Source organism: Streptomyces sp. NPDC098101 (genome assembly GCF_044760185.1).
Lineage (GTDB): Bacteria > Actinomycetota > Actinomycetes > Streptomycetales > Streptomycetaceae > Streptomyces.
The window spans coordinates 290,030-307,176 of the sequence record NZ_JBIWAS010000004.1; the positions used below are offsets into that span (position 1 = coordinate 290,030).

Genomic DNA, 17,147 nt, shown 5'->3' on the forward strand with positions numbered 1-17,147 from the left:
GGTGGCCCTCCGGGCTCCGGACTACGGTCGGAGACGTCCCCCGCTTCCCCGCACTCCCCCGGAGAATCCCGTGTCCAAGATCCTCTTCGTGATGACCGGCGCCGACCACTGGACCCTCGCCGACGGCAGCAAGCACCCCACCGGCTTCTGGGCGGAGGAGGTCGTCGCCCCCTACGAGGCGTTCGAGGAGGCGGGCCACGAGGTCGTCGTCGCCACCCCCGGCGGCGTCGTCCCCACCGTCGACGAGGGCAGCCTGGCGCCCGAGTACAACGGCGGGCGGGAGGGCGCCGAGAGGACCGCCGCCGCGCTCGCCTCGATCGAGGCGATCAAGCACCCGATCGCCCTGGACGACGTGGACCTCGACGCGTACGACGCCGTCTTCTACCCCGGCGGCCACGGCCCCATGGAGGACCTCGCCGTCGATCCCGTCTCCGGCCGGCTGCTCGTGGCCGCCCTCGACTCCGGCAAGCCCGTCGCCGTCGTCTGCCACGGGCCCGCCGCGCTCCTCGCCGCCACCCGCCCCGACGGCACGAACGCCTTCGCCGGGTACGAGGCCGCCGCCTTCACCAACGCCGAGGAGACCCAGGGCGGGCTCGCCGACAAGGCGAAGTGGCTCCTGGAGACCCGGCTGACCGAGGCCGGCGTGAACGTCCTGGCGGGCGAGCCGTGGGCGCCGAAGGTCGTCGTGGACCGGAACCTGATCACCGGCCAGAACCCCGCCTCGTCGGCCCCGCTCGCGGCCGAGGTCGTCGGGCGCCTCGCCTGACCGCACCCTCCACAGGAACACGGACAGCCTTTTCGCATGAGGCACGGGGATCCCGACGGCGGCGCCGGCGCGGCACGGCCGGGCGCGCCGGACCTGAACCTACTGCGCACGTTCCTCGCGGTGTACCGCTCCGGCTCGTTCACCGCCGCCGCCGGGCTCCTGGGCCTCTCGCAGCCCACGGTGACCGACCGGATCCGCGCCCTGGAGCGGCACACGGGCCGCGAGCTCTTCGAACGGCTGCCGCGCGGCGTCGCCCCGACCGCCGTCGCCGACGACCTCGCGGCCCGGGTCGCGGCCCCGCTCGACGCGCTCGCCGCCGCGACCGGGCACGAGGCGGCGCCCCACGAGCGGGCCGCGCCCGTCCATCTGGCGGGCCCCGCCGAGCTGCTGTGCGTCCGCGCCCTGCCCGCCCTGGCCCCGCTGGTGGAGGACGGCGTACGGCTGCGGATCACGCCGGGCCTGACCGACCGGCTCCTCGACGAGCTGCGGGCGGGCCGGCACGACCTGGTGATCGCCACCTTCCGGCCGCGCGGGCGGTCCCTGGTCGCCACCCCCCTGATGGACGAGGAGTTCGTCCTGGTCGCCGCGCCCGGGTGGGCCGGGCGGGTGAAGGCGCGGCTGGCCGCGGAAGGCCCGGCGGCCCTGCACGCGGTGCCCCTCGTCGCCTACGCCGAGGACCTGCCCATCGCCCGCCGCTACTGGCGCCACGTCTTCGGCGCGCGGCTGTCCCGCCCGGCCGCCGTCACCGTCCCCGATCTGCGGGGCGTCGTCGCGGCGGTGGCCGCCGGGGCCGGTTTCGGCGTGCTGCCGCGCTACCTCTGCGCGGCCGAACTGGCCTCCGGGGCGCTCGTGCTCCTCCACGAGCCGGAGGACCCGCCCCTCAACACCGGCTACCTCGTGCGGCGCCCGGGTCGGGCCGACAACCCCGACGTCGCGCGCGTGCACGACCGGCTGACCGGGGCGGGGCGTTCGTGGTGAGCCCGGCGCGACCGGCTCCGGGGCGGTCCCGCCCGCCCCGGGCGGTATAACCGGGGCATGATCTACCACGTCGTCCCGCTCGCCGCATGGTCCGCCCGCCCGGAGCGGCCGTACGCGCCCGCGTCCCTGGCCGAGGAGGGTTTCGTCCACTGCGCGCCCGACGAGCCGACCGCGCTCGCCGTCGTCAACGCCTTCTACCGCGACTCCCCCAGGCCCCTCCTGGCGCTCGTCCTCGACGAGGACCGACTGTCCTCCAGGACGGAGTGGGAGGCCGCCGTTCCCACCCCGCCGCCGGGCGTCCCGGACGGGACCCTCTTCCCGCACGTGTACGGACCGCTCGACCGCGACGCCGTCGCACGGGTCCTGGAGATCACCTGGGACGGGACCGGCCGGGCCACGGGGACGGCGCCGGTTCCGGTGTGATGACGCGCAACCGGTGTGATGACGTGTAAAGCGCGAGCCCCCCGCGTGTTCCCCGGGCCGCGCGGTCGCGGTGCGCGAGCATACGGACGCCGACACGAGCCCCCCTCACCCCGTGGGTCCGGCCGGGCGATTCCGGCCCGCGGGCGCCACGGCGCGTGACGGGCGCGGGTCGCAGTGCTCGACGCAAGAACACCGACACAGGAAGAAGGACGGACGTGTCCGGCAGCGAAAGCGAGAACCCGGCGATCCCCGCCCCCACTCCGGCGCCGACCCGGCCCCGGACCAACCGGGACTGGTGGCCCAACCAACTGGACCTCCAGGTCCTCCACCAGCACTCGTCCCTCTCCAACCCGCTGGGCGAGGACTTCGACTACGCGGCGGAGTTCGCGACCCTGGACCTCGACGCCCTCAAGCGGGACGTCTTCGAGGTAATGACGGCCTCGCAGGACTGGTGGCCCGCCGACTACGGCCACTACGGGCCGCTCTTCATCCGGATGAGCTGGCACGCCGCCGGGACGTACCGGATCGCCGACGGCCGGGGCGGCGGCGGCTCCGGCGCGCAGCGCTTCGCGCCCCTCAACAGCTGGCCGGACAACGCGAGCCTCGACAAGGCGCGCCGTCTGCTGTGGCCGGTCAAGCAGAAGTACGGCCGGAAGATCTCCTGGGCCGACCTCCTCGTCTTCACCGGCAACTGCGCCATGGAGTCCATGGGGTTCAAGACGTTCGGCTTCGGCTTCGGCCGGGAGGACATCTGGGAGCCGGAGGAGATCTTCTGGGGCCCCGAGGACACCTGGCTCGGGGACGAGCGCTACAGCGGCGACCGGGAGCTGACCGGTCCCTTCGGCGCCGTGCAGATGGGCCTGATCTACGTCAATCCCGAGGGTCCCAACGGCAATCCGGACCCGCTGGCCGCCGCCCGTGACATCCGGGAGACGTTCGGCCGCATGGCGATGAACGACGAGGAGACGGCGGCGCTCATCGTCGGCGGCCACACGTTCGGCAAGTGCCACGGCGCGGTCGACCCCTCGTACATCGGTCCGGAGCCCGAGGCCGCCCCCTTCGAGCAGCAGGCCCTCGGCTGGCGGAACACGTACGGCACGGGCAAGGGCGCCGACGCGCTGACCAGCGGTCTGGAGGGCGCGTGGACCTCCCGGCCGACGAAGTGGGACAACGGCTTCCTGGACAACCTGTACGGGTACGAGTGGGAGCTGACGACCAGCCCGGCCGGCGCGAAGCAGTGGACGCCCACGGACCCGTCGGCGAAGGACACCGTGCCCGACGCCCACGACGCGTCGAGGAAGCACGCCCCGATCATGCTGACGACGGACCTCGCGCTGAGGCTGGACCCGGTCTACGGGCCGATCACGAAGCGCTTCCACGAGCACCCGGACGAGCTCGCGGAGGCGTTCGCCAAGGCCTGGTACAAGCTGCTGCACCGTGACATGGGCCCCCTCTCGCGCTACCTGGGGCCCTGGGTCCCCGAGCCGCAGCTGTGGCAGGACCCCGTTCCCGCGGTCGACCACGAGCTGGTCTCGGACGAGGACGTCGCCTCCCTCAAGCGCCGGATCCTCGACTCGGGCCTCTCCCTCCCCCAGCTGGTCACCACCGCGTGGGCGTCGGCGGCGAGCTTCCGCGGCACCGACAGGCGCGGCGGGGCCAACGGGGCGCGGATCCGGCTCGCGCCGCAGAAGGACTGGGAGGTCAACGCCCTGCCCGAGGTGACCGGGACCGTGGAGGCCCTGGAGCGGATCCGGCGGGACTTCGACGGCGAGCAGGACGGCGGGAAGCGGATCTCGCTCGCCGACCTGATCGTCCTGGGCGGGTGCGCGGCCGTCGAGCAGGCCGCGCGGAACGCCGGGCACGACGTCACCGTCCCGTTCGCGCCGGGGCGCACGGACGCCTCGCAGGAGCAGACGGACGTGGAGACGTTCGCCGTGCTCGAACCGGCGGCGGACGGCTTCCGCAACTACCTCCGGGGCGGCGAGAAGCTGTCGCCGGAGACCCACCTCCTCGACCGCGCCAACCTGCTGACACTGACCGCTCCCGAGGCGACGGTCCTCGTCGGCGGGATGCGGGTCCTGGACACCGGTTTCGCGGGGTCGCCCCACGGTCGCTTCACCCACCGTCCCGAGGCGCTGACCACCGACTTCTTCGTCAACCTGCTCGACATGGGCACGGAGTGGAAGACCTCGGCCGCGGAGGAGAACGTCTTCGAGGGCCGCGACCGCGTCACGGGCGAGCTCAAGTGGACCGCCACCCCCGTCGACCTGGTCTTCGGCGCGCACTCCCAGCTCCGCGCCCTCGCGGAGGTGTACGCCTCCGAGGACGCGGGCGAGAAGTTCGTGCGGGACTTCGTGGCGGCGTGGGACAAGGTGATGAACCTCGACCGGTTCGACCTCGCCTGATCCCGCCGCCCCCCGGCCGGCCTTCCGGCGGCCGGCCGGGGCGGCCGGGTCGGGGCCGTCGGGATTCCCGGTGTCTGCCGGAGCGATTGCCGGGTATCCGGATCCCGTACGGACGACGTGGGCGGCCCTCGAAGGAGTGAAGAGCGTGACGGTCAAGGCGATGGGGTGGGCGCACTCGTTTCCCGTGTCCGGGGGCGTGCGGGCCGGCCGGCAGTGGACCCGGCGGCACCTCGCCTCCCTGCCGTGGACCGAGCGGGAGCCCGAGACGGTGGACTCCGTGGTCCTGGCCGTCTCCGAACTGCTCACCAACGCGCACATCCACGCGCACAGCGACGCGCAGCTCGTGCTCACCTGGGACGGCGACTGCCTCCACATCAGCGTCCACGACGAGGACCCGGCGCTGCCCCGCCCCCGCGAGGCGGCCGAGGGCGCGGTCTCGGGGCGGGGCGTGAACATCGTGCGGGCCCTGGCCGACGAGTGGACCATGCGCTGCCAGCGGCACGGCAAGACGGTCACGGCGTGCTTCCGCCCCGCCCTCGCGCCGGACGACGACCGCTAGACGACCAGCGGACGAGGGACGAGCGGCAGGGGATCGGGTGGCCCGCGTGCGAGGCGCGGGCCACCCGATCCCCTGTGCGCCGTGCGTCAGGGCTTGTTGGCGAGGGCCCCGAGGTACTGGTTCGTCTGCTCCAGCCGCGCTTCCACGCCGTTCGTCCGCTCGGACACGGCCCTCAGCTCGTCACGGACCGCCAGCAGGGCCAGGACCACGGCCTTCGCGGCGGGGTCGGACACGTCCTCCAGGGCCGCCCGGGCCTCGTCGGCCGGCGGAACGGGTCGGGATGCCTGTGCCATGGCTGCTCCTCCTGTCCGGCCGCCCATCGGCCGTTCCCGTACGTGTGCCCCGAAACTCCCCGTACGGACAGACGGCGGTCCGTCCGGAGGAACCGGCCGGTCAGCGCCGCTCCCCGGGGGCGGAGGTGTGGTCGCGGTGGCCGTGGGTGCGGCGCCGCTCCTTCATCTCGGCCTCGTAGAGGTGGTCGCGGCCCTCGGCGAGGGCGTCGACGGCGTCGCGTTCGAGTTCCTTGAACGGCTCGTAGTACGTGCGGTCGTAGGACTCGACGACCTGGTACGTCCAGTGGCCCGGGATGACGTTGCGGCCGAGGATCTCCCGCTCGACGAGACCGGCCCACTCCTCGTGGCCGGCCCTCCGCAGGAGTGCCACCGCCCGGTCCAGCTCCAGGTCGGCGGTGCCGGTCAGCTGGTGGAAGGAGTACAGGTGGCCGCGGGCCCGTTCGGTGGTCTCCAGGGCCTTGGAGAGCGAGCCCAGCGCCTCCACCGTGAGGTCGCTGACGTTGTCGGGCCGTACGCGGTGCCGGTCTTCCTCGTGGTTCATGCCCGACTGCCTGCCCCCGGGCCCCCGGGAGTACACCCGGCCCGACCGCGCGTGGTCCGACCGGGGCAACGGGCCGGGCGGACGCGGATCAGCGGCGTCCGGCACGGTTTCCGCCCTCCCGGGCGGCGAGGCCGCCGGGTCCGAGCAGGCCCGTGGCCCGCAGGGGCGCCCGCTCCTCGATGCGGGGCAGGGTCCGCGCCGAGGACCAGGCGACGAGCGCGGGCAGGAGGGGGCGGACGGGCTGGACGAGGCGCAGCCACGGGGGCGCGTAGACGGTGGCGGAGCGGCGGCGGACCGCCTCGGCCAGCCACGACGCCACCTTCTCCACCGGATACACCTTGCGCGCGGGGCGCGGCATGTGGGCGCGGAGCTCCCTCAGGACGTCGTGGGCGTCCACGTCCCGCACCATGTCGGTGTCCGTCCAGTGCAGGTACGCGATGCCGACGCCGACGCCCCGGTGGGCGCACTCGGCGCGCAGCGACTGGGCGAACGACTCGGCCCCCGCCTTCGACGCGCAATAGGCGCTCATCATGGGGGCCGAGCCGAAGGCCGCGGTGGAGGCGACCTGGAGGAAGTAGCCGCGCGAGGCCAGCAGGCCGGGCAGGAACGACCTGGCCGTGATCGCGCTGCCCACGAGGTTGACCTCGATCACGCGGCGCCACGTCTCCGGGTCGGAGGCGGCGAACGGGCCGCCCTCGGCGACGCCCGCGTTGGCGATCACCACGGAGGGCTCCCCCAGGTCGCGGGTCACCCGGCGGGCCGTCCGCTCCATCAGGTCGTCGTCCGTCACGTCGACCTCGTAGCACCGGCTCTCCACGGGCAGGTCCCGCGCCACCCGCTCCAGCGTCTCGGCCTCCCGCCCGAGCAGGGCGATCCTCATGCCGCGGCGGGCCAGCTCCCCGGCGAGCCCGGCTCCCAGGCCGCGCGCCGCGCCCGTCACGACCGCCGTCCGCCCCCGCAGGGGGTTGCCGTGGGACATGCCTCTCCAAAGGGTCGCACCGGGCGTCCCGGTTCCTTCCCCCACCGGCCGCGGGGCTCCTCCCATGGCACCACCGGGTCCGGCGGTCCGCCGTCCCGGCTGCGCCGATTGCCGCATCGGCCCGTACGGGCGCGGGACGACGAAAACCCTCCGGGCAGGTGTGAAACCCGGGATCGGGGACAGGTGCGTTCTGAGCTGTGGGCGGACGCCCCGGCGACGGACGGCGGGAGGACCGGGAGCACGCCCGGGGCGGTGGGGAGGGGCAGCGGGGGCATGATCGGCGCCGGTCGGCGGTGACGTATCGTCGGGACGGATTTCGGACGGCAGGACGAGCAGGACAAAGTGAGGGGAAAACGCATGGACAGCGAAGACTCGAAGCGGTTGCTGGAACTACTGACCACGCGGCAGTCCGAACTGGTGGCGCAGTGGGAGCAGACCGTCGGAGCTTCGCTGCGCGGACGCGTGAGCAGCGCGGAACTCGGCCGGGAACTGCGCGAGCTCTACGACGCGATCACCGAGGCCGTCGCGAAGGGAGGCCTGGCGGGCCGGGGCGACCGGTTCGCCGTCGTGCGCAGCCTCCTCGTCGAGCTGTCGCGCACCCGGGCCCGGCAGGGGTTCACCCCGACCGAGACCGCCGTGAGCGTCTTCGCGCTCAAGGAGGTCCTGGAGCCCTTCCTCGGCGGATCCGTCGAGGACGTGCGCGCCTACCTGCAGTTCTCCCGGCTCCTCGACGACCTCGGCCTGTTCACGGTGGAGGAGTACGCCCGGACCCGCGAGGAGATCATCTCCACGCAGTCCCAGCAGCTGCTCGAACTGTCCACCCCGGTGGTGAAGCTGTGGGACGGGGTGGTGGGCGTGCCGCTCGTCGGGACGCTCGACTCCGCGCGCACCCAGGTGGTCATGGAGAAGCTGCTCCAGGCGCTCGTGGACTCCAACTCGACGCACGCGATCATCGACATCACCGGTGTGCCGGCCGTCGACACCCAGGTCGCGCAGCACCTCCTGAAGACCGTGGTCGCCGCGCGGATGATGGGCGCGGAGTGCACCATCTCGGGCATCCGGCCGCAGATCGCGCAGACCATCGTGGCCCTGGGCATCGAGTTCGGGGACATCCCCACGAAGGCGACCCTGGCCGACGCCCTGCGCCACGCGCTCGTGGAGATCGACAAGGCCGCCGCGGCCCGTCCGGCGGGCCTGCTGTGAGCGACCGCGTACCGGTCCTGAAGATCGGCGACATCCTCCTGGTCTCGATCCAGGTGGACCTGGAGGACCAGATGGTCCTCGACCTCCAGGACGACCTCTCCCAGCAGATCGTCGCGACCGGCGCCCGCGGGGTGGTCATCGACATCTCGGCGCTGGAGATCGTCGACTCCTTCGTCGGACGCATGTTGGCCACCACGGCCGCCATCTCCCGCGTCCTGGGCGCGGAAACGGTCGTCGTCGGGATGCGCCCGGCCGTCGCGATGACGCTGGTGGAGCTCGGCCTCTCGCTGGGCGGCGTCCGCACGGCGCTCAACCTCGAACTCGGCCTCGGCTACCTGCGCCGGGCGCAGGACACTCCTCCGGCACGCCGGTGAAGGAGTATCCGGCCGACGAGGCCTCCCGGGAGGAAGTGGAGATCCGGTCCAGCGGCGACGTCGTCAAGGCCCGCCAGGCGGTGCGCGTCCTCGCCCAGCGGGCCGGCCTGTCCCTGGTCAACCAGACCAAACTGGTCACGGCCGCCAGCGAGCTGGGCCGCAACACCCTCATCTACGGCGGGGGCGGCACGGCGCACGCGGTCATCGTCCGCGACGTGGCGCGCGTCGGCGTGTGGGTGAGCTTCTCGGACACCGGTCCGGGCATCCCGGACATCGAGCAGGCCCTGACCGACGGCTGGACGTCGGGCAGCGGCATGGGCCTGGGCCTCAGCGGCGCGCGGCGCCTGGTCGACGAGTTCGAGCTGGACTCGGCGCCGGGCGCCGGAACCAGGGTGACGGTGCTGAAGTGGGCGCGGTGAACCCGGTGGCCGGTGACGAGACCGAGGCCGAGGACGTCGTGTGGCTGCGGCTGGACGTCGCCGTCGCCGCGGCCGCCCGGCGGGAGGCGGCGCGCCTCGCCCGGCGCGTCGGCATGGCCCCGGCCCGGGTGGCGGAGATCGAGCTCGCCGCGACCGAGGCGGCCACCAATCTGCAGAAGCACGCCCGGGACGGCTCCCTGGCCCTGCGGGTGATCACCCTCCGGGACCGGGCCGCCCTCGAACTGCTCTCCGTGGACAGCGGTCCGGGCATGGCCGACGTGGGCAGCGCGCTCACGGACGGGGTGTCCGGCAGCGGCACCCTGGGCGTGGGCATGGGGGCGATCGCCCGGTTCGCCGACGTCTTCGACGTCCACTCCCTGCCCGGCCGCGGTACGGCCCTGCTCGCGCGGTTCTGGTCGGGGGACGCCCCCGGCCCGTTCCCCGGGGCGGACGAGCCCGAGGTCGCCGGTCTGACCCGCCCGATCAGCGGCGAGGAGGTCTGCGGCGACACCTGGGCCGCGCGCACCGAGCACGGTCCGGACGGCGCGCCGACGGTCACGGTCATGATGTGCGACGGGCTGGGGCACGGCCCGATGGCGGCGCTCGCCGGCGAGCGCGCCCGGGCCGCCTTCCGGACCGGCTCGCACCGGAGCCCCCAGGACGTCGTCCGGACCCTCCACACGGAGCTGCGGGGCAGCCGGGGCGCGGCGATCACGGTCGCCCGGGCCGACTTCTCCCGGGGGACCGTCGAGCACTGCGGGGTGGGCAACATCAGCGCGTTCGTCGTCAGCGGCGACAAGCGCGGCACCCTCCTCTCCCTTCCGGGGATCGTGGGCCACCAGCTGCCCGCGCTCCGGTCCTTCCGGACCGCCCTGGATCCCGGCGCGGTCCTCGTCCTGCACTCGGACGGGCTGAGCGACCGCTGGTCGCCGGCCGGCCTCCCCGGTCTGTTCACCCGGCGGCCCGCGGTCGTGGCGGCCCAGCTCCTCGGGCAGGCCGGAGTGCGCCGCGACGACGCCGGCATCGTCGTCGCCCGGGCGGACCGGCGGTGAGGCAGCCGCACGTCGACGGTCTCTGCGTCCTTCCGCTGGCCGTCGAACGGGACGGGTTTGAACTGCGCAGGCGCGGACAGTTGGTGTGCCGGGCCCTGGGCCTCGAAGGGCACGAACTGGTTCGAGTGGTGACGGTACTGAGTGAGGTGGGACGTGACCTCCTGGGAGCTCCGGGACTTCGCGTGGAGCTGGACGTGGCGAGCCCCGTCGGGGAGCCCGAGCTCTTCCGCGCCCGCTTCACCTGGAACGGGCCCCGCGTCCCCGGCCGTGACGCGCTCGACGCCGCCGGACGCCTCCTGGACCACTGCCGGTACGACGCGTCGTCCGGGGAACACGCGTTGACGGTGGGTCAGCGACTGCCCGCCTCCCAGGGGCGTTCCGGGCAGCGGGCGGAGCGCGCCCGCGCGGCGCTCCGCGACTCGGGGGACCTCAGCATGGGCGAGGAGCTGCGGATCCAGAACCGGCAGCTCCTCCAGGCCCTGGAGGAGTCCAGGGCGCAGCAGGAGGAGCTGCAGCGGCTGAACGCCGAACTGGAGGAGACCAACAAGGGGGTGGTCGCCCTCTACAGCGAGCTGTCGGCGGAGCTGGAGGAGACCAACACGGGCGTGGTGGCCCTCTACGCCGAGCTGGAGGACAAGACCCGGCAGCTGCGTCTCGCGAGCGAGGCCAAGACCCGGTTCTGGGCCAACGTGAGCCACGAGCTGCGGGCCCCGGTCAACTCGGTCATCGCCCTCGCCCGTCTGCTGCTCGCCTCCGACGCCGATCCGCTGACCGAGGAACAGCGCCAGCAGATGTCCCTCATCGCCGGCTCCGGGAGCACGCTCCTCGCCCTGGTCGAGGAGCTCCTGGACGTGGCCAAGGCCGAATCGGGCCGGCTCGAACCCCATCTGGTCCCCACCGACCTGCGGACCCTGCTGCACCAGCTGCGCGGGACGCTGCGCGGCATGGCCCGCGACGGGGTGCGGCTCGACATCCCCGACGTACGGGACGTGCCGGAGCTCGTCACCGACGAGGTCATGCTCACGCGCGTCCTGCGCAACGTGCTGTCGAACGGCCTGAAGTTCACCACGGACGGCGAGGTCCGCCTCACGGTCGGGACCGAGGACCGGGCCGGACGTCCCTGGTTCGTCTTCACCACCACCGACACGGGCATCGGGATCGCCGCGGACCAGCAGGACCGCGTCTTCGAGGAGTTCTACCAGGTCCTGGGCACCCACCAGCGGGGGCAGCCGGGCACCGGCCTGGGCCTGCCCTATGCGCGCAGGCTGGCCGGTCTGCTCGGCGGCGTCCTCACGCTGACCAGCGAACCGGGCGCCGGGACCAGGGTGCGGGTCGAGATCCCGGCCCGTCCCGACCCCGCCTCCCCGGACGCGCCGCCGCCCGGGAGCGCCGACGGCGTCCGGACGGGGTCGCTGGTCGTCGTGGACGACGACCCGACGTTCGTGGAGCTGCTCCGGCCGGTGCTGGGCCGGGTGGCGCGGAAGGTGACGGAGGTGTCGGTCAGTTCGCGGGCCGTCGACGTCATCCGCGCGGAGCGGCCCGACGCGGTCCTGATCGACCTGGCGATGCCGGCCCCCGATGGGTACGTGCTCCTCCAGGTCCTGTCCCGCGACCCGGAGACCGCGCACATCCCGGTCGTGGTCCTGACCTCGACCGACCCCGGGGACGTGGACCGCTCCCGGCTCACCCACGCGCGGGCCGTCCTGGGCAAGACGCACCTGACGCCCGAACGCATCGCCCTGGCCCTGGCCCTCGCCCCGGCCGGGCCCGACCGCACCCCTCCGGCGGAGGCCGGTGAGCAGCACACGCCCGGAGAGGCCACGTCGTGATCCCAGGCCAGCCCCCGTCCGACCACTCGCCCGCGCGCATCCTGATCGTGGACGACAACCCGACCAACCGCTACGTCCTGAGGACCACGCTGTCCCGGGCGGGCCACACCGTCGTGGAGGCGGAGGACGGCACCGGGGCGCTCGCGCTGCTCAAGGACGCCGACGCCCTGCCGGAGGTGGCCGTCGTCGACGTGCGGCTGCCCGACATGACCGGTTTCGAGGTCTGCGAGCGCATCAAGGCCGATCCCGCGACGGCGGCCCTTCCCGTCCTCCACGTCTCGGCGTCCGCCATCACCGTCGACGACCGCACCCAGGGGCTCAACCGGGGGGCGGACGCCTACCTCACGGAGCCCATCGCCCCGGACGAGCTCCTCGCCACCGTCACGGCCACCCTGCGCTACGCGCGGGCGCGCCGCCGGGCCGAGCGCCTCGCGGACCGCCTGCTGCACCTGAACGAGGCGACCCTGCTCCTCTACAGCGCGGACAGCGCGGCCGGGGTCGCCCGGGCGGCGGCCAGGGGCGCGGCCATCGTCCTGGGGGCGCCCGCCGTGGCGTCGATCATCTCCCCGCACGGGGAGCCCGCCTCGGCGGCCGGCACCGCCACGGGCGGGAAGGCCTCCTCCGACACGGTCGTGGACGTGCGGCTGGACGCCCGCGACCTGCCTCCGTACCACGAGCTCGGCGACCGCACCGGGACGCGGCTGCTCACGGTCCACGCGCGCGAGTGGCCCGGTCTCCCGCACGGCCTCGTGCCGCACGGGAGGCTCACCGTGGCCGTGGCGCGCGCCAAGCCCGGCCGGCAGCCGGTGTGCCTGGCGGTCCCCGCGGAGTCGGTCGCGACGCCCGACGACGAGCAGCTCCTGGCCCAGCTGGCCCAGGCGTGCGCCCTCGCCCTGGAGGCCCTGCGGAGCTACACCGAGGAGCACGACCTGGCGCTGACGCTCCAGCGGAGCTTCCTGCCCGAGACGCTGCCCGACTCGCACCTCGCCGACCTCGCGGTGCGCTATCTGCCCGCCAGCGACCACGCGGAGATCGGCGGCGACTTCTACGAGGCGCTCCCCACCCGGGAGGGCCTCCTGCTCGCCGTCGGCGACGTCGCGGGCCACTCCCTGGACGCGGCCATGCTCATGGGGCAGATCCGCCACGCCCTGCGCGCCTACGCCATCGAGGGGCATCCGCCGCACGACATCCTCGGGCGCCTCGACCACCTGCTGACGGCCGTCGGGTCACGGCTGACCCTCACGCTGTGCATCGTCTTCATCGACGAGGCCACCGGTCTCCTGCACATCGCGAACGCCGGTCACCTGCCGCCGCTGCTGCGCACCCCCGACGGGCGCGTCCGCTCCGTCGAGGAGCACGGGCCGCTCCTGGGCATAGGCATCCCGCACCCGGCGAGCACCGTGGTGGAGGCGCCGCCCGGCTCCGTCCTCGTCATGACCACCGACGGTCTGATCGAACGCCGCCACGAGCACCTGGGGCTCTCCCTGGAACGCCTCGAATCCGCCCTCGAAGGCCTTCCGTCGGACGTGGAGGGGATCTGCGACGGCCTCCTGGAGGCGTTCCCGCCCAACGGGGAGGACGACATCGCGCTGATGGCGGTGCGTATGACCGGCAATGGCCGGTCCCTCACATTGTGAGGCTTGTATGTGCATGTGGGGTACGGGTTGCGAGCGCGGGGGTGGGTACGAGACGGTTGCCCCAGGACAACTGTCGTCCCTGGTAGGAAGGTGGTGGGGCGCGCATCGCGCGTGCCTCCGTTCGTGGCTGTTTCCCGCGGTTTTCCCGCCCGTTCCTCCCGCACCGGCCTCCGGACCGGTACGGCGTGGATCGAGGCCCCCTACCCCGTACTGGTCGTGGACCGGCACGGCGGTCTCGTGCGGATCAACGAGGCCGCCCGGCTCCTCCTGCCCGACGCCGCGAGCGGCGACCGGCTGGACGAGCGGGTGCCGTCCTGGCTGTCGGACGCCCACCGGCGCCTCTGCGACGGGCCGCCGGACGCCGGACCCGGGCCGCCTTCCGGGCGCATCCGCGACCGCCTCCTGGAGGCGCACCCCACGACGGGCGACGACGGCGACGTGGTGTGGTGGCTGGTCGACGAGACCGACCGCCGCTTCGCCGAGACGGCCCTGGTCGACGTCCGGGCGCGCTCCGAGATCCTCGCCGAGGTCTCCGGCGCGCTGCTGTCCACGCTGAACGTGCAGCGCTGCATGGAGATGGGCGCCGCGATGGCCGCCGAGCACCTGGCCGAGGGCGCCGTCCTGGTGGCCCCGCCCCAGGGCCGGCGCCATCCGCTGACCTTCGCCCGCCGGGGCGGCCCCGTCACGCGGGCCGTCCGGCAGGTCGACGTCTCCGGCGTGCCCGGCCTCGACGAGGCCCTCCAGGGCTTCCCGCCCGTACCGGCCCGCTGGATCGATCCCGCCGACATCCCCGACTGGGTGGTCCCCGAGGGCTTCACCTCGCCGGTCGGTTCCGTCATCGTCACACCGCTCCCCGGCCACGGGGTGCCCGCCGGGGCGCTCATCCTGCTGCGCTCCGGCACCGAACGGGCCTTCACCGAGAGCGAGGAGGTCTTCGCCCGGCTGTTCGCGGCGCGCGCCGGGGCCGCGCTGTCGGCCGCCCGCCTCTACACCGAGCAGGCCGCCATCACCGCCACGCTGATGAGCGAGCTGCTGCCGCCGGTGCTGCGCCACGTCCACGGCGTCGAGTACGCCGGCGGCTACCGCGCGTCGAAGGACCACGAACGGATCGGCGGGGACTTCTACGACGTCCACCCGAGCGCCGACCCCTCCGGGGAGACCCTCGTCGTCCTGGGCGACGTCGCGGGCAAGGGCCTGGACGCGGCGGTCCTGACCGGCAAGATTCGCAACACGCTGCACGCCCTGCTGCCGCTGGCCGACGACCACCAGCGGGTCCTGAACCTGCTCAACGGCGCGCTGCTCTCCTCGCACCACACCCGCTTCGCCACCCTCGTGCTCGGCTCCGTGCGCCGCCGGGACGGCCGGACGCGGCTGCGGCTGACCAGCGCCGGGCACCTGCCGCCCCTCCTCGTCCGCGCCGACGGCACGGTGGAGGAGGTCGCCACCCGCGGCACCCTGGTCGGCGCGCTGCCGGCCGTCGAGGCCCGCACGGTGGAGACCGTGCTCGCGCCCGGGGAGACCTGTCTGCTCTACACGGACGGCATCGTCGAGGCCCGGGGCGGGCCGCTCGGGGACGAGTTCCTGGGCACGGAGCGTCTGAAGAGGGCCCTGGCCGAGTGCGCGGGGATGCAGGCGGAGGCGGTCGTGGAGCGGATACAGATGCTGGCCGCCCAGTGGCTGCACGACGGCCGGCACGACGACATGGCCGTCGTGGCGGTGACCGCGCCCAGGGCCTCCTCGCTCTCCACGGGCGACGGACACGGCCGGTACGGCGGGAGGAACACGTGAGCGGTCCCACCGCGACGGACACGGTGGTGGAACGGCTGTGGCGGGCGGCGGTGGAGGGCGACGAGCCCGCTGCCGCCTCGGCCGTCCACGAGGCCCTGGCCACGGGCGTGCCGGAGGAGACGCTGCTCCTGGAGGTGCTCGCGCCGGTCCAGGCGAGGGTCGGCGCCGAATGGGCGGCCGACCGCCTCACCGTGGCCCAGGAGCACGCCGTCACCGCCATCAACGAGCGGATCGTCGCCTCCATGGCGCACCGCCGTGCCGCCGGCCGGGCCGTGCCGCCCCGGGGCCGCGTCACGGTCGGCTGCGTCGACGGCGAGTGGCACGCCTTTCCCGCCCGTCTCGTCGCGGAGTTCCTCTCCCTGCACGGCTGGCGGGTCGACTACCTCGGGGCGCAGACCCCGACCCCGCACCTGGTCGCCCATCTGCACCGGAGCTATCCCGACGCCGTCCTGCTGTCCGGGTCGATCCCGACCCATCTGCCGGCCGCCCACGCCGCCATCACGGCCTGTCAGGCCGTGGGCGTCCCGGTCCTGGCGGGCGGGCGCGCCTTCGGTCCCGACGGGCGGTACGCGCGCACGCTGCGCGCCGACCGGTGGGCACCCGACGCGCGCGGCGCGCTCGCGGTCCTGGAGGAGGGCGTGGCCCGGCCGGACGCGTCGGCCGGGCGGCAGACCGTGGACGACCTGCCGCACCTGGCCGACCAGGAGTACACGCTGGTCGTCCGGTCCCGGCACCGACTGGTCGGGCAGGCGCTGGCCGACCTGGAGGACCGGTTCCCGCCGATGCGCGCCTACGACGCCCTCCAGCGCGAGCGCACGGCGGAGGACATCGCCCACATCGTCGACTTCCTGGCCACCGCGCTCTACGTGGACGACCCCGACCTGTTCACCACGTTCCTCACCTGGACGGCCGACGTCCTGCGGGCCCGCCGCGTCCCCACCCGTTCCCTGGTGGCCGGTCTGGAGGTCCTGGCCGACCGGTTGCGCGACTTCCCCCGCGCGACGCACGCGCTCGAACGGGGCGCGGCGGCCCTGGGCGCGCACGCCGTCCGTACCGTCCCCGGTCCCCGCCCGTGAACGGTTTCCCCTCCACGGAGTTCACCCTCGACGTCGTCCGCGAGCCCGTCTCGCTGTACGTGCGCGTGAGCGGGGACCTCGACTACGACAGCTGCGACGAGCTGGTCGACGCGGTGACCGAGAACCTGAGGGGCGGCGGGGCGCCGCCGCGGGGCGTGCGCCTCGACTTCGACGGTCTGACGCACATCGACTCCTCGGGCCTGTCCGCCCTGCTGCTCGTCCACCGCCGGGCCAGTGCCCTGGGCGCCGTCCTGTACCTGGAGAACCGTCCGGACTTCCTGGAGCGCCTGCTGCACATCACCAACGTCCTGGACCACCTCACCGGTCCCGCGACCGGGAGGGGGCCCGACGGGGGCGCGGACCTCAGCTGGCCGGGGAGGGGCCCGTACTGACGATCCGGAAGTGTTCGAGGGTGCCGCTGATGTCCAGGACCCGTCGCACCGCGGAGTGCAGGGGGCCGATCAGCACCAGCTCGCGCCCGTCCGCCGCGTGGCGGCGCCGGATGTCGAGCAGCGCGTTGAGGAGCATACTGTCGGCGAACGTGACCCGGGAGAGGTCGACCGCCGTCATCGGGGAGGCCGCCTCGTCGGCCGCCGCCCAAGCGGCCTCGACCTCCTCCACGTCGTCGTGGTCCATCTCGCCGCGCATGGCGATGACGAAGACCTGCTCGTGCCGGGTGAGGTGCACTTTTCCCTGGGGCGCCGCATACATGGCGTCATCCTCACATCGGCGGACGCCGCCGCGCCAGCCGCCCCGGGCCCGGCGGCGCACGGGCCGCACCCCCGGAGCGGCTCTGCTCCGGGGGTGCGGGGGCGGTGCGGGTGG

The 17,147-nt window shown here is 74.2% G+C and carries 18 protein-coding genes; 14 read left to right on the top strand and 4 right to left on the bottom strand.

Annotated features, from left to right (window positions below):
- Positions 1-70: 70 nt before the first annotated feature.
- From ACIQVI_RS19910 to ACIQVI_RS19930, 5 genes are all read left to right on the top strand, one after another.
- On the top strand, positions 71-766 hold the full coding sequence (locus tag ACIQVI_RS19910) for a type 1 glutamine amidotransferase domain-containing protein (protein ID WP_403597471.1): 696 nt from the start codon (positions 71-73) through the stop codon (positions 764-766).
- Positions 767-802: 36 nt separating this feature from the next.
- Positions 803-1,744 (top strand): LysR family transcriptional regulator, encoded by a 942-nt coding sequence (locus ACIQVI_RS19915; protein ID WP_403597474.1) that lies wholly within the window; start codon positions 803-805, stop codon positions 1,742-1,744.
- A gap of 57 nt (positions 1,745-1,801) precedes the next feature.
- The gene (locus ACIQVI_RS19920; protein ID WP_403597477.1) at positions 1,802-2,167 is read left to right on the top strand and encodes a DUF952 domain-containing protein; all 366 of its coding nucleotides are present in this window, start codon (positions 1,802-1,804) and stop codon (positions 2,165-2,167) included.
- A 215-nt stretch (positions 2,168-2,382) separates the two neighbouring features.
- Complete coding sequence (katG, locus tag ACIQVI_RS19925; RefSeq protein WP_403597480.1) at positions 2,383-4,572, top strand: catalase/peroxidase HPI; 2,190 nt, start codon at positions 2,383-2,385, stop codon at positions 4,570-4,572.
- A gap of 145 nt (positions 4,573-4,717) precedes the next feature.
- On the top strand, positions 4,718-5,131 hold the full coding sequence (locus ACIQVI_RS19930) for an ATP-binding protein (RefSeq protein ID WP_403597483.1): 414 nt from the start codon (positions 4,718-4,720) through the stop codon (positions 5,129-5,131).
- An 86-nt stretch (positions 5,132-5,217) separates the two neighbouring features.
- On the opposite strand, the gene ACIQVI_RS19935 is transcribed toward ACIQVI_RS19930, so the two are convergent.
- The 3 genes from ACIQVI_RS19935 to ACIQVI_RS19945 form a co-directional block, all read right to left on the bottom strand.
- Positions 5,218-5,424: a hypothetical protein gene (locus tag ACIQVI_RS19935; RefSeq protein WP_121832677.1), complete on the bottom strand. Its 207-nt coding sequence runs from the start codon at positions 5,422-5,424 to the stop codon at positions 5,218-5,220.
- A gap of 100 nt (positions 5,425-5,524) precedes the next feature.
- Positions 5,525-5,965 carry a hypothetical protein gene (locus ACIQVI_RS19940; protein WP_351969726.1) on the bottom strand — a complete coding sequence of 147 codons (441 nt, stop codon included), beginning with the start codon at positions 5,963-5,965 and terminating at the stop codon, positions 5,525-5,527.
- An 88-nt stretch (positions 5,966-6,053) separates the two neighbouring features.
- Complete coding sequence (locus tag ACIQVI_RS19945; RefSeq protein WP_351969725.1) at positions 6,054-6,944, bottom strand: SDR family oxidoreductase; 891 nt, start codon at positions 6,942-6,944, stop codon at positions 6,054-6,056.
- Between the two features lie 357 nt (positions 6,945-7,301).
- On the opposite strand from ACIQVI_RS19945, the gene ACIQVI_RS19950 reads away from it, so the two are divergent.
- From ACIQVI_RS19950 to ACIQVI_RS19990, 9 genes are all read left to right on the top strand, one after another.
- Entirely contained in the window at positions 7,302-8,147 is an 846-nt protein-coding gene (locus ACIQVI_RS19950) for an STAS domain-containing protein (RefSeq protein WP_403597488.1), read from the top strand.
- A complete protein-coding gene (locus ACIQVI_RS19955; RefSeq protein ID WP_030213278.1) occupies positions 8,144-8,521 on the top strand; it encodes an STAS domain-containing protein in 378 nt (125 codons plus the stop codon). The genes ACIQVI_RS19950 and ACIQVI_RS19955 overlap by 4 nt, the downstream gene beginning before the upstream one ends.
- Positions 8,518-8,940 carry an anti-sigma regulatory factor gene (locus ACIQVI_RS19960; protein ID WP_121832680.1) on the top strand — a complete coding sequence of 141 codons (423 nt, stop codon included), beginning with the start codon at positions 8,518-8,520 and terminating at the stop codon, positions 8,938-8,940. Before ACIQVI_RS19955 ends, ACIQVI_RS19960 begins: the two co-directional genes overlap by 4 nt.
- Positions 8,937-9,992: an ATP-binding protein gene (locus tag ACIQVI_RS19965; protein WP_403598706.1), complete on the top strand. Its 1,056-nt coding sequence runs from the start codon at positions 8,937-8,939 to the stop codon at positions 9,990-9,992. The genes ACIQVI_RS19960 and ACIQVI_RS19965 overlap by 4 nt, the downstream gene beginning before the upstream one ends.
- Positions 9,989-11,821 carry an ATP-binding protein gene (locus tag ACIQVI_RS19970; protein ID WP_403597493.1) on the top strand — a complete coding sequence of 611 codons (1,833 nt, stop codon included), beginning with the start codon at positions 9,989-9,991 and terminating at the stop codon, positions 11,819-11,821. Before ACIQVI_RS19965 ends, ACIQVI_RS19970 begins: the two co-directional genes overlap by 4 nt.
- Positions 11,818-13,458: a SpoIIE family protein phosphatase gene (locus tag ACIQVI_RS19975; RefSeq protein ID WP_403597496.1), complete on the top strand. Its 1,641-nt coding sequence runs from the start codon at positions 11,818-11,820 to the stop codon at positions 13,456-13,458. Before ACIQVI_RS19970 ends, ACIQVI_RS19975 begins: the two co-directional genes overlap by 4 nt.
- Positions 13,459-13,581: 123 nt before the next feature.
- Complete coding sequence (locus ACIQVI_RS19980; RefSeq protein WP_351969720.1) at positions 13,582-15,246, top strand: PP2C family protein-serine/threonine phosphatase; 1,665 nt, start codon at positions 13,582-13,584, stop codon at positions 15,244-15,246.
- A complete protein-coding gene (locus ACIQVI_RS19985) occupies positions 15,243-16,322 on the top strand; it encodes a B12-binding domain-containing protein (RefSeq protein ID WP_403597500.1) in 1,080 nt (359 codons plus the stop codon). Before ACIQVI_RS19980 ends, ACIQVI_RS19985 begins: the two co-directional genes overlap by 4 nt.
- Entirely contained in the window at positions 16,319-16,714 is a 396-nt protein-coding gene (locus ACIQVI_RS19990) for an STAS domain-containing protein (protein ID WP_403597503.1), read from the top strand. Before ACIQVI_RS19985 ends, ACIQVI_RS19990 begins: the two co-directional genes overlap by 4 nt.
- On the opposite strand, the gene ACIQVI_RS19995 is transcribed toward ACIQVI_RS19990, so the two are convergent.
- Positions 16,686-17,033, bottom strand: a complete 348-nt coding sequence (locus ACIQVI_RS19995) for an STAS domain-containing protein (protein WP_351969717.1) — start codon at positions 17,031-17,033, stop codon at positions 16,686-16,688. The genes ACIQVI_RS19990 and ACIQVI_RS19995 overlap by 29 nt on opposite strands.
- Between the last annotated feature and the right edge of the window lie 114 nt (positions 17,034-17,147).

Coding starts and splice junctions, on each gene's coding strand:
- ACIQVI_RS19915 (WP_403597474.1), top strand. CDS start 803: ATGAGGCACGGGGATCCCGACGGCGGCGCCGGCGCGGCACGGCCGGGC.
- ACIQVI_RS19920 (WP_403597477.1), top strand. CDS start 1,802: ATGATCTACCACGTCGTCCCGCTCGCCGCATGGTCCGCCCGCCCGGAG.
- ACIQVI_RS19935 (WP_121832677.1), bottom strand. CDS start 5,424: ATGGCACAGGCATCCCGACCCGTTCCGCCGGCCGACGAGGCCCGGGCG.
- ACIQVI_RS19940 (WP_351969726.1), bottom strand. CDS start 5,965: ATGAACCACGAGGAAGACCGGCACCGCGTACGGCCCGACAACGTCAGC.
- ACIQVI_RS19945 (WP_351969725.1), bottom strand. CDS start 6,944: ATGTCCCACGGCAACCCCCTGCGGGGGCGGACGGCGGTCGTGACGGGC.
- ACIQVI_RS19950 (WP_403597488.1), top strand. CDS start 7,302: ATGGACAGCGAAGACTCGAAGCGGTTGCTGGAACTACTGACCACGCGG.
- ACIQVI_RS19995 (WP_351969717.1), bottom strand. CDS start 17,033: ATGTATGCGGCGCCCCAGGGAAAAGTGCACCTCACCCGGCACGAGCAG.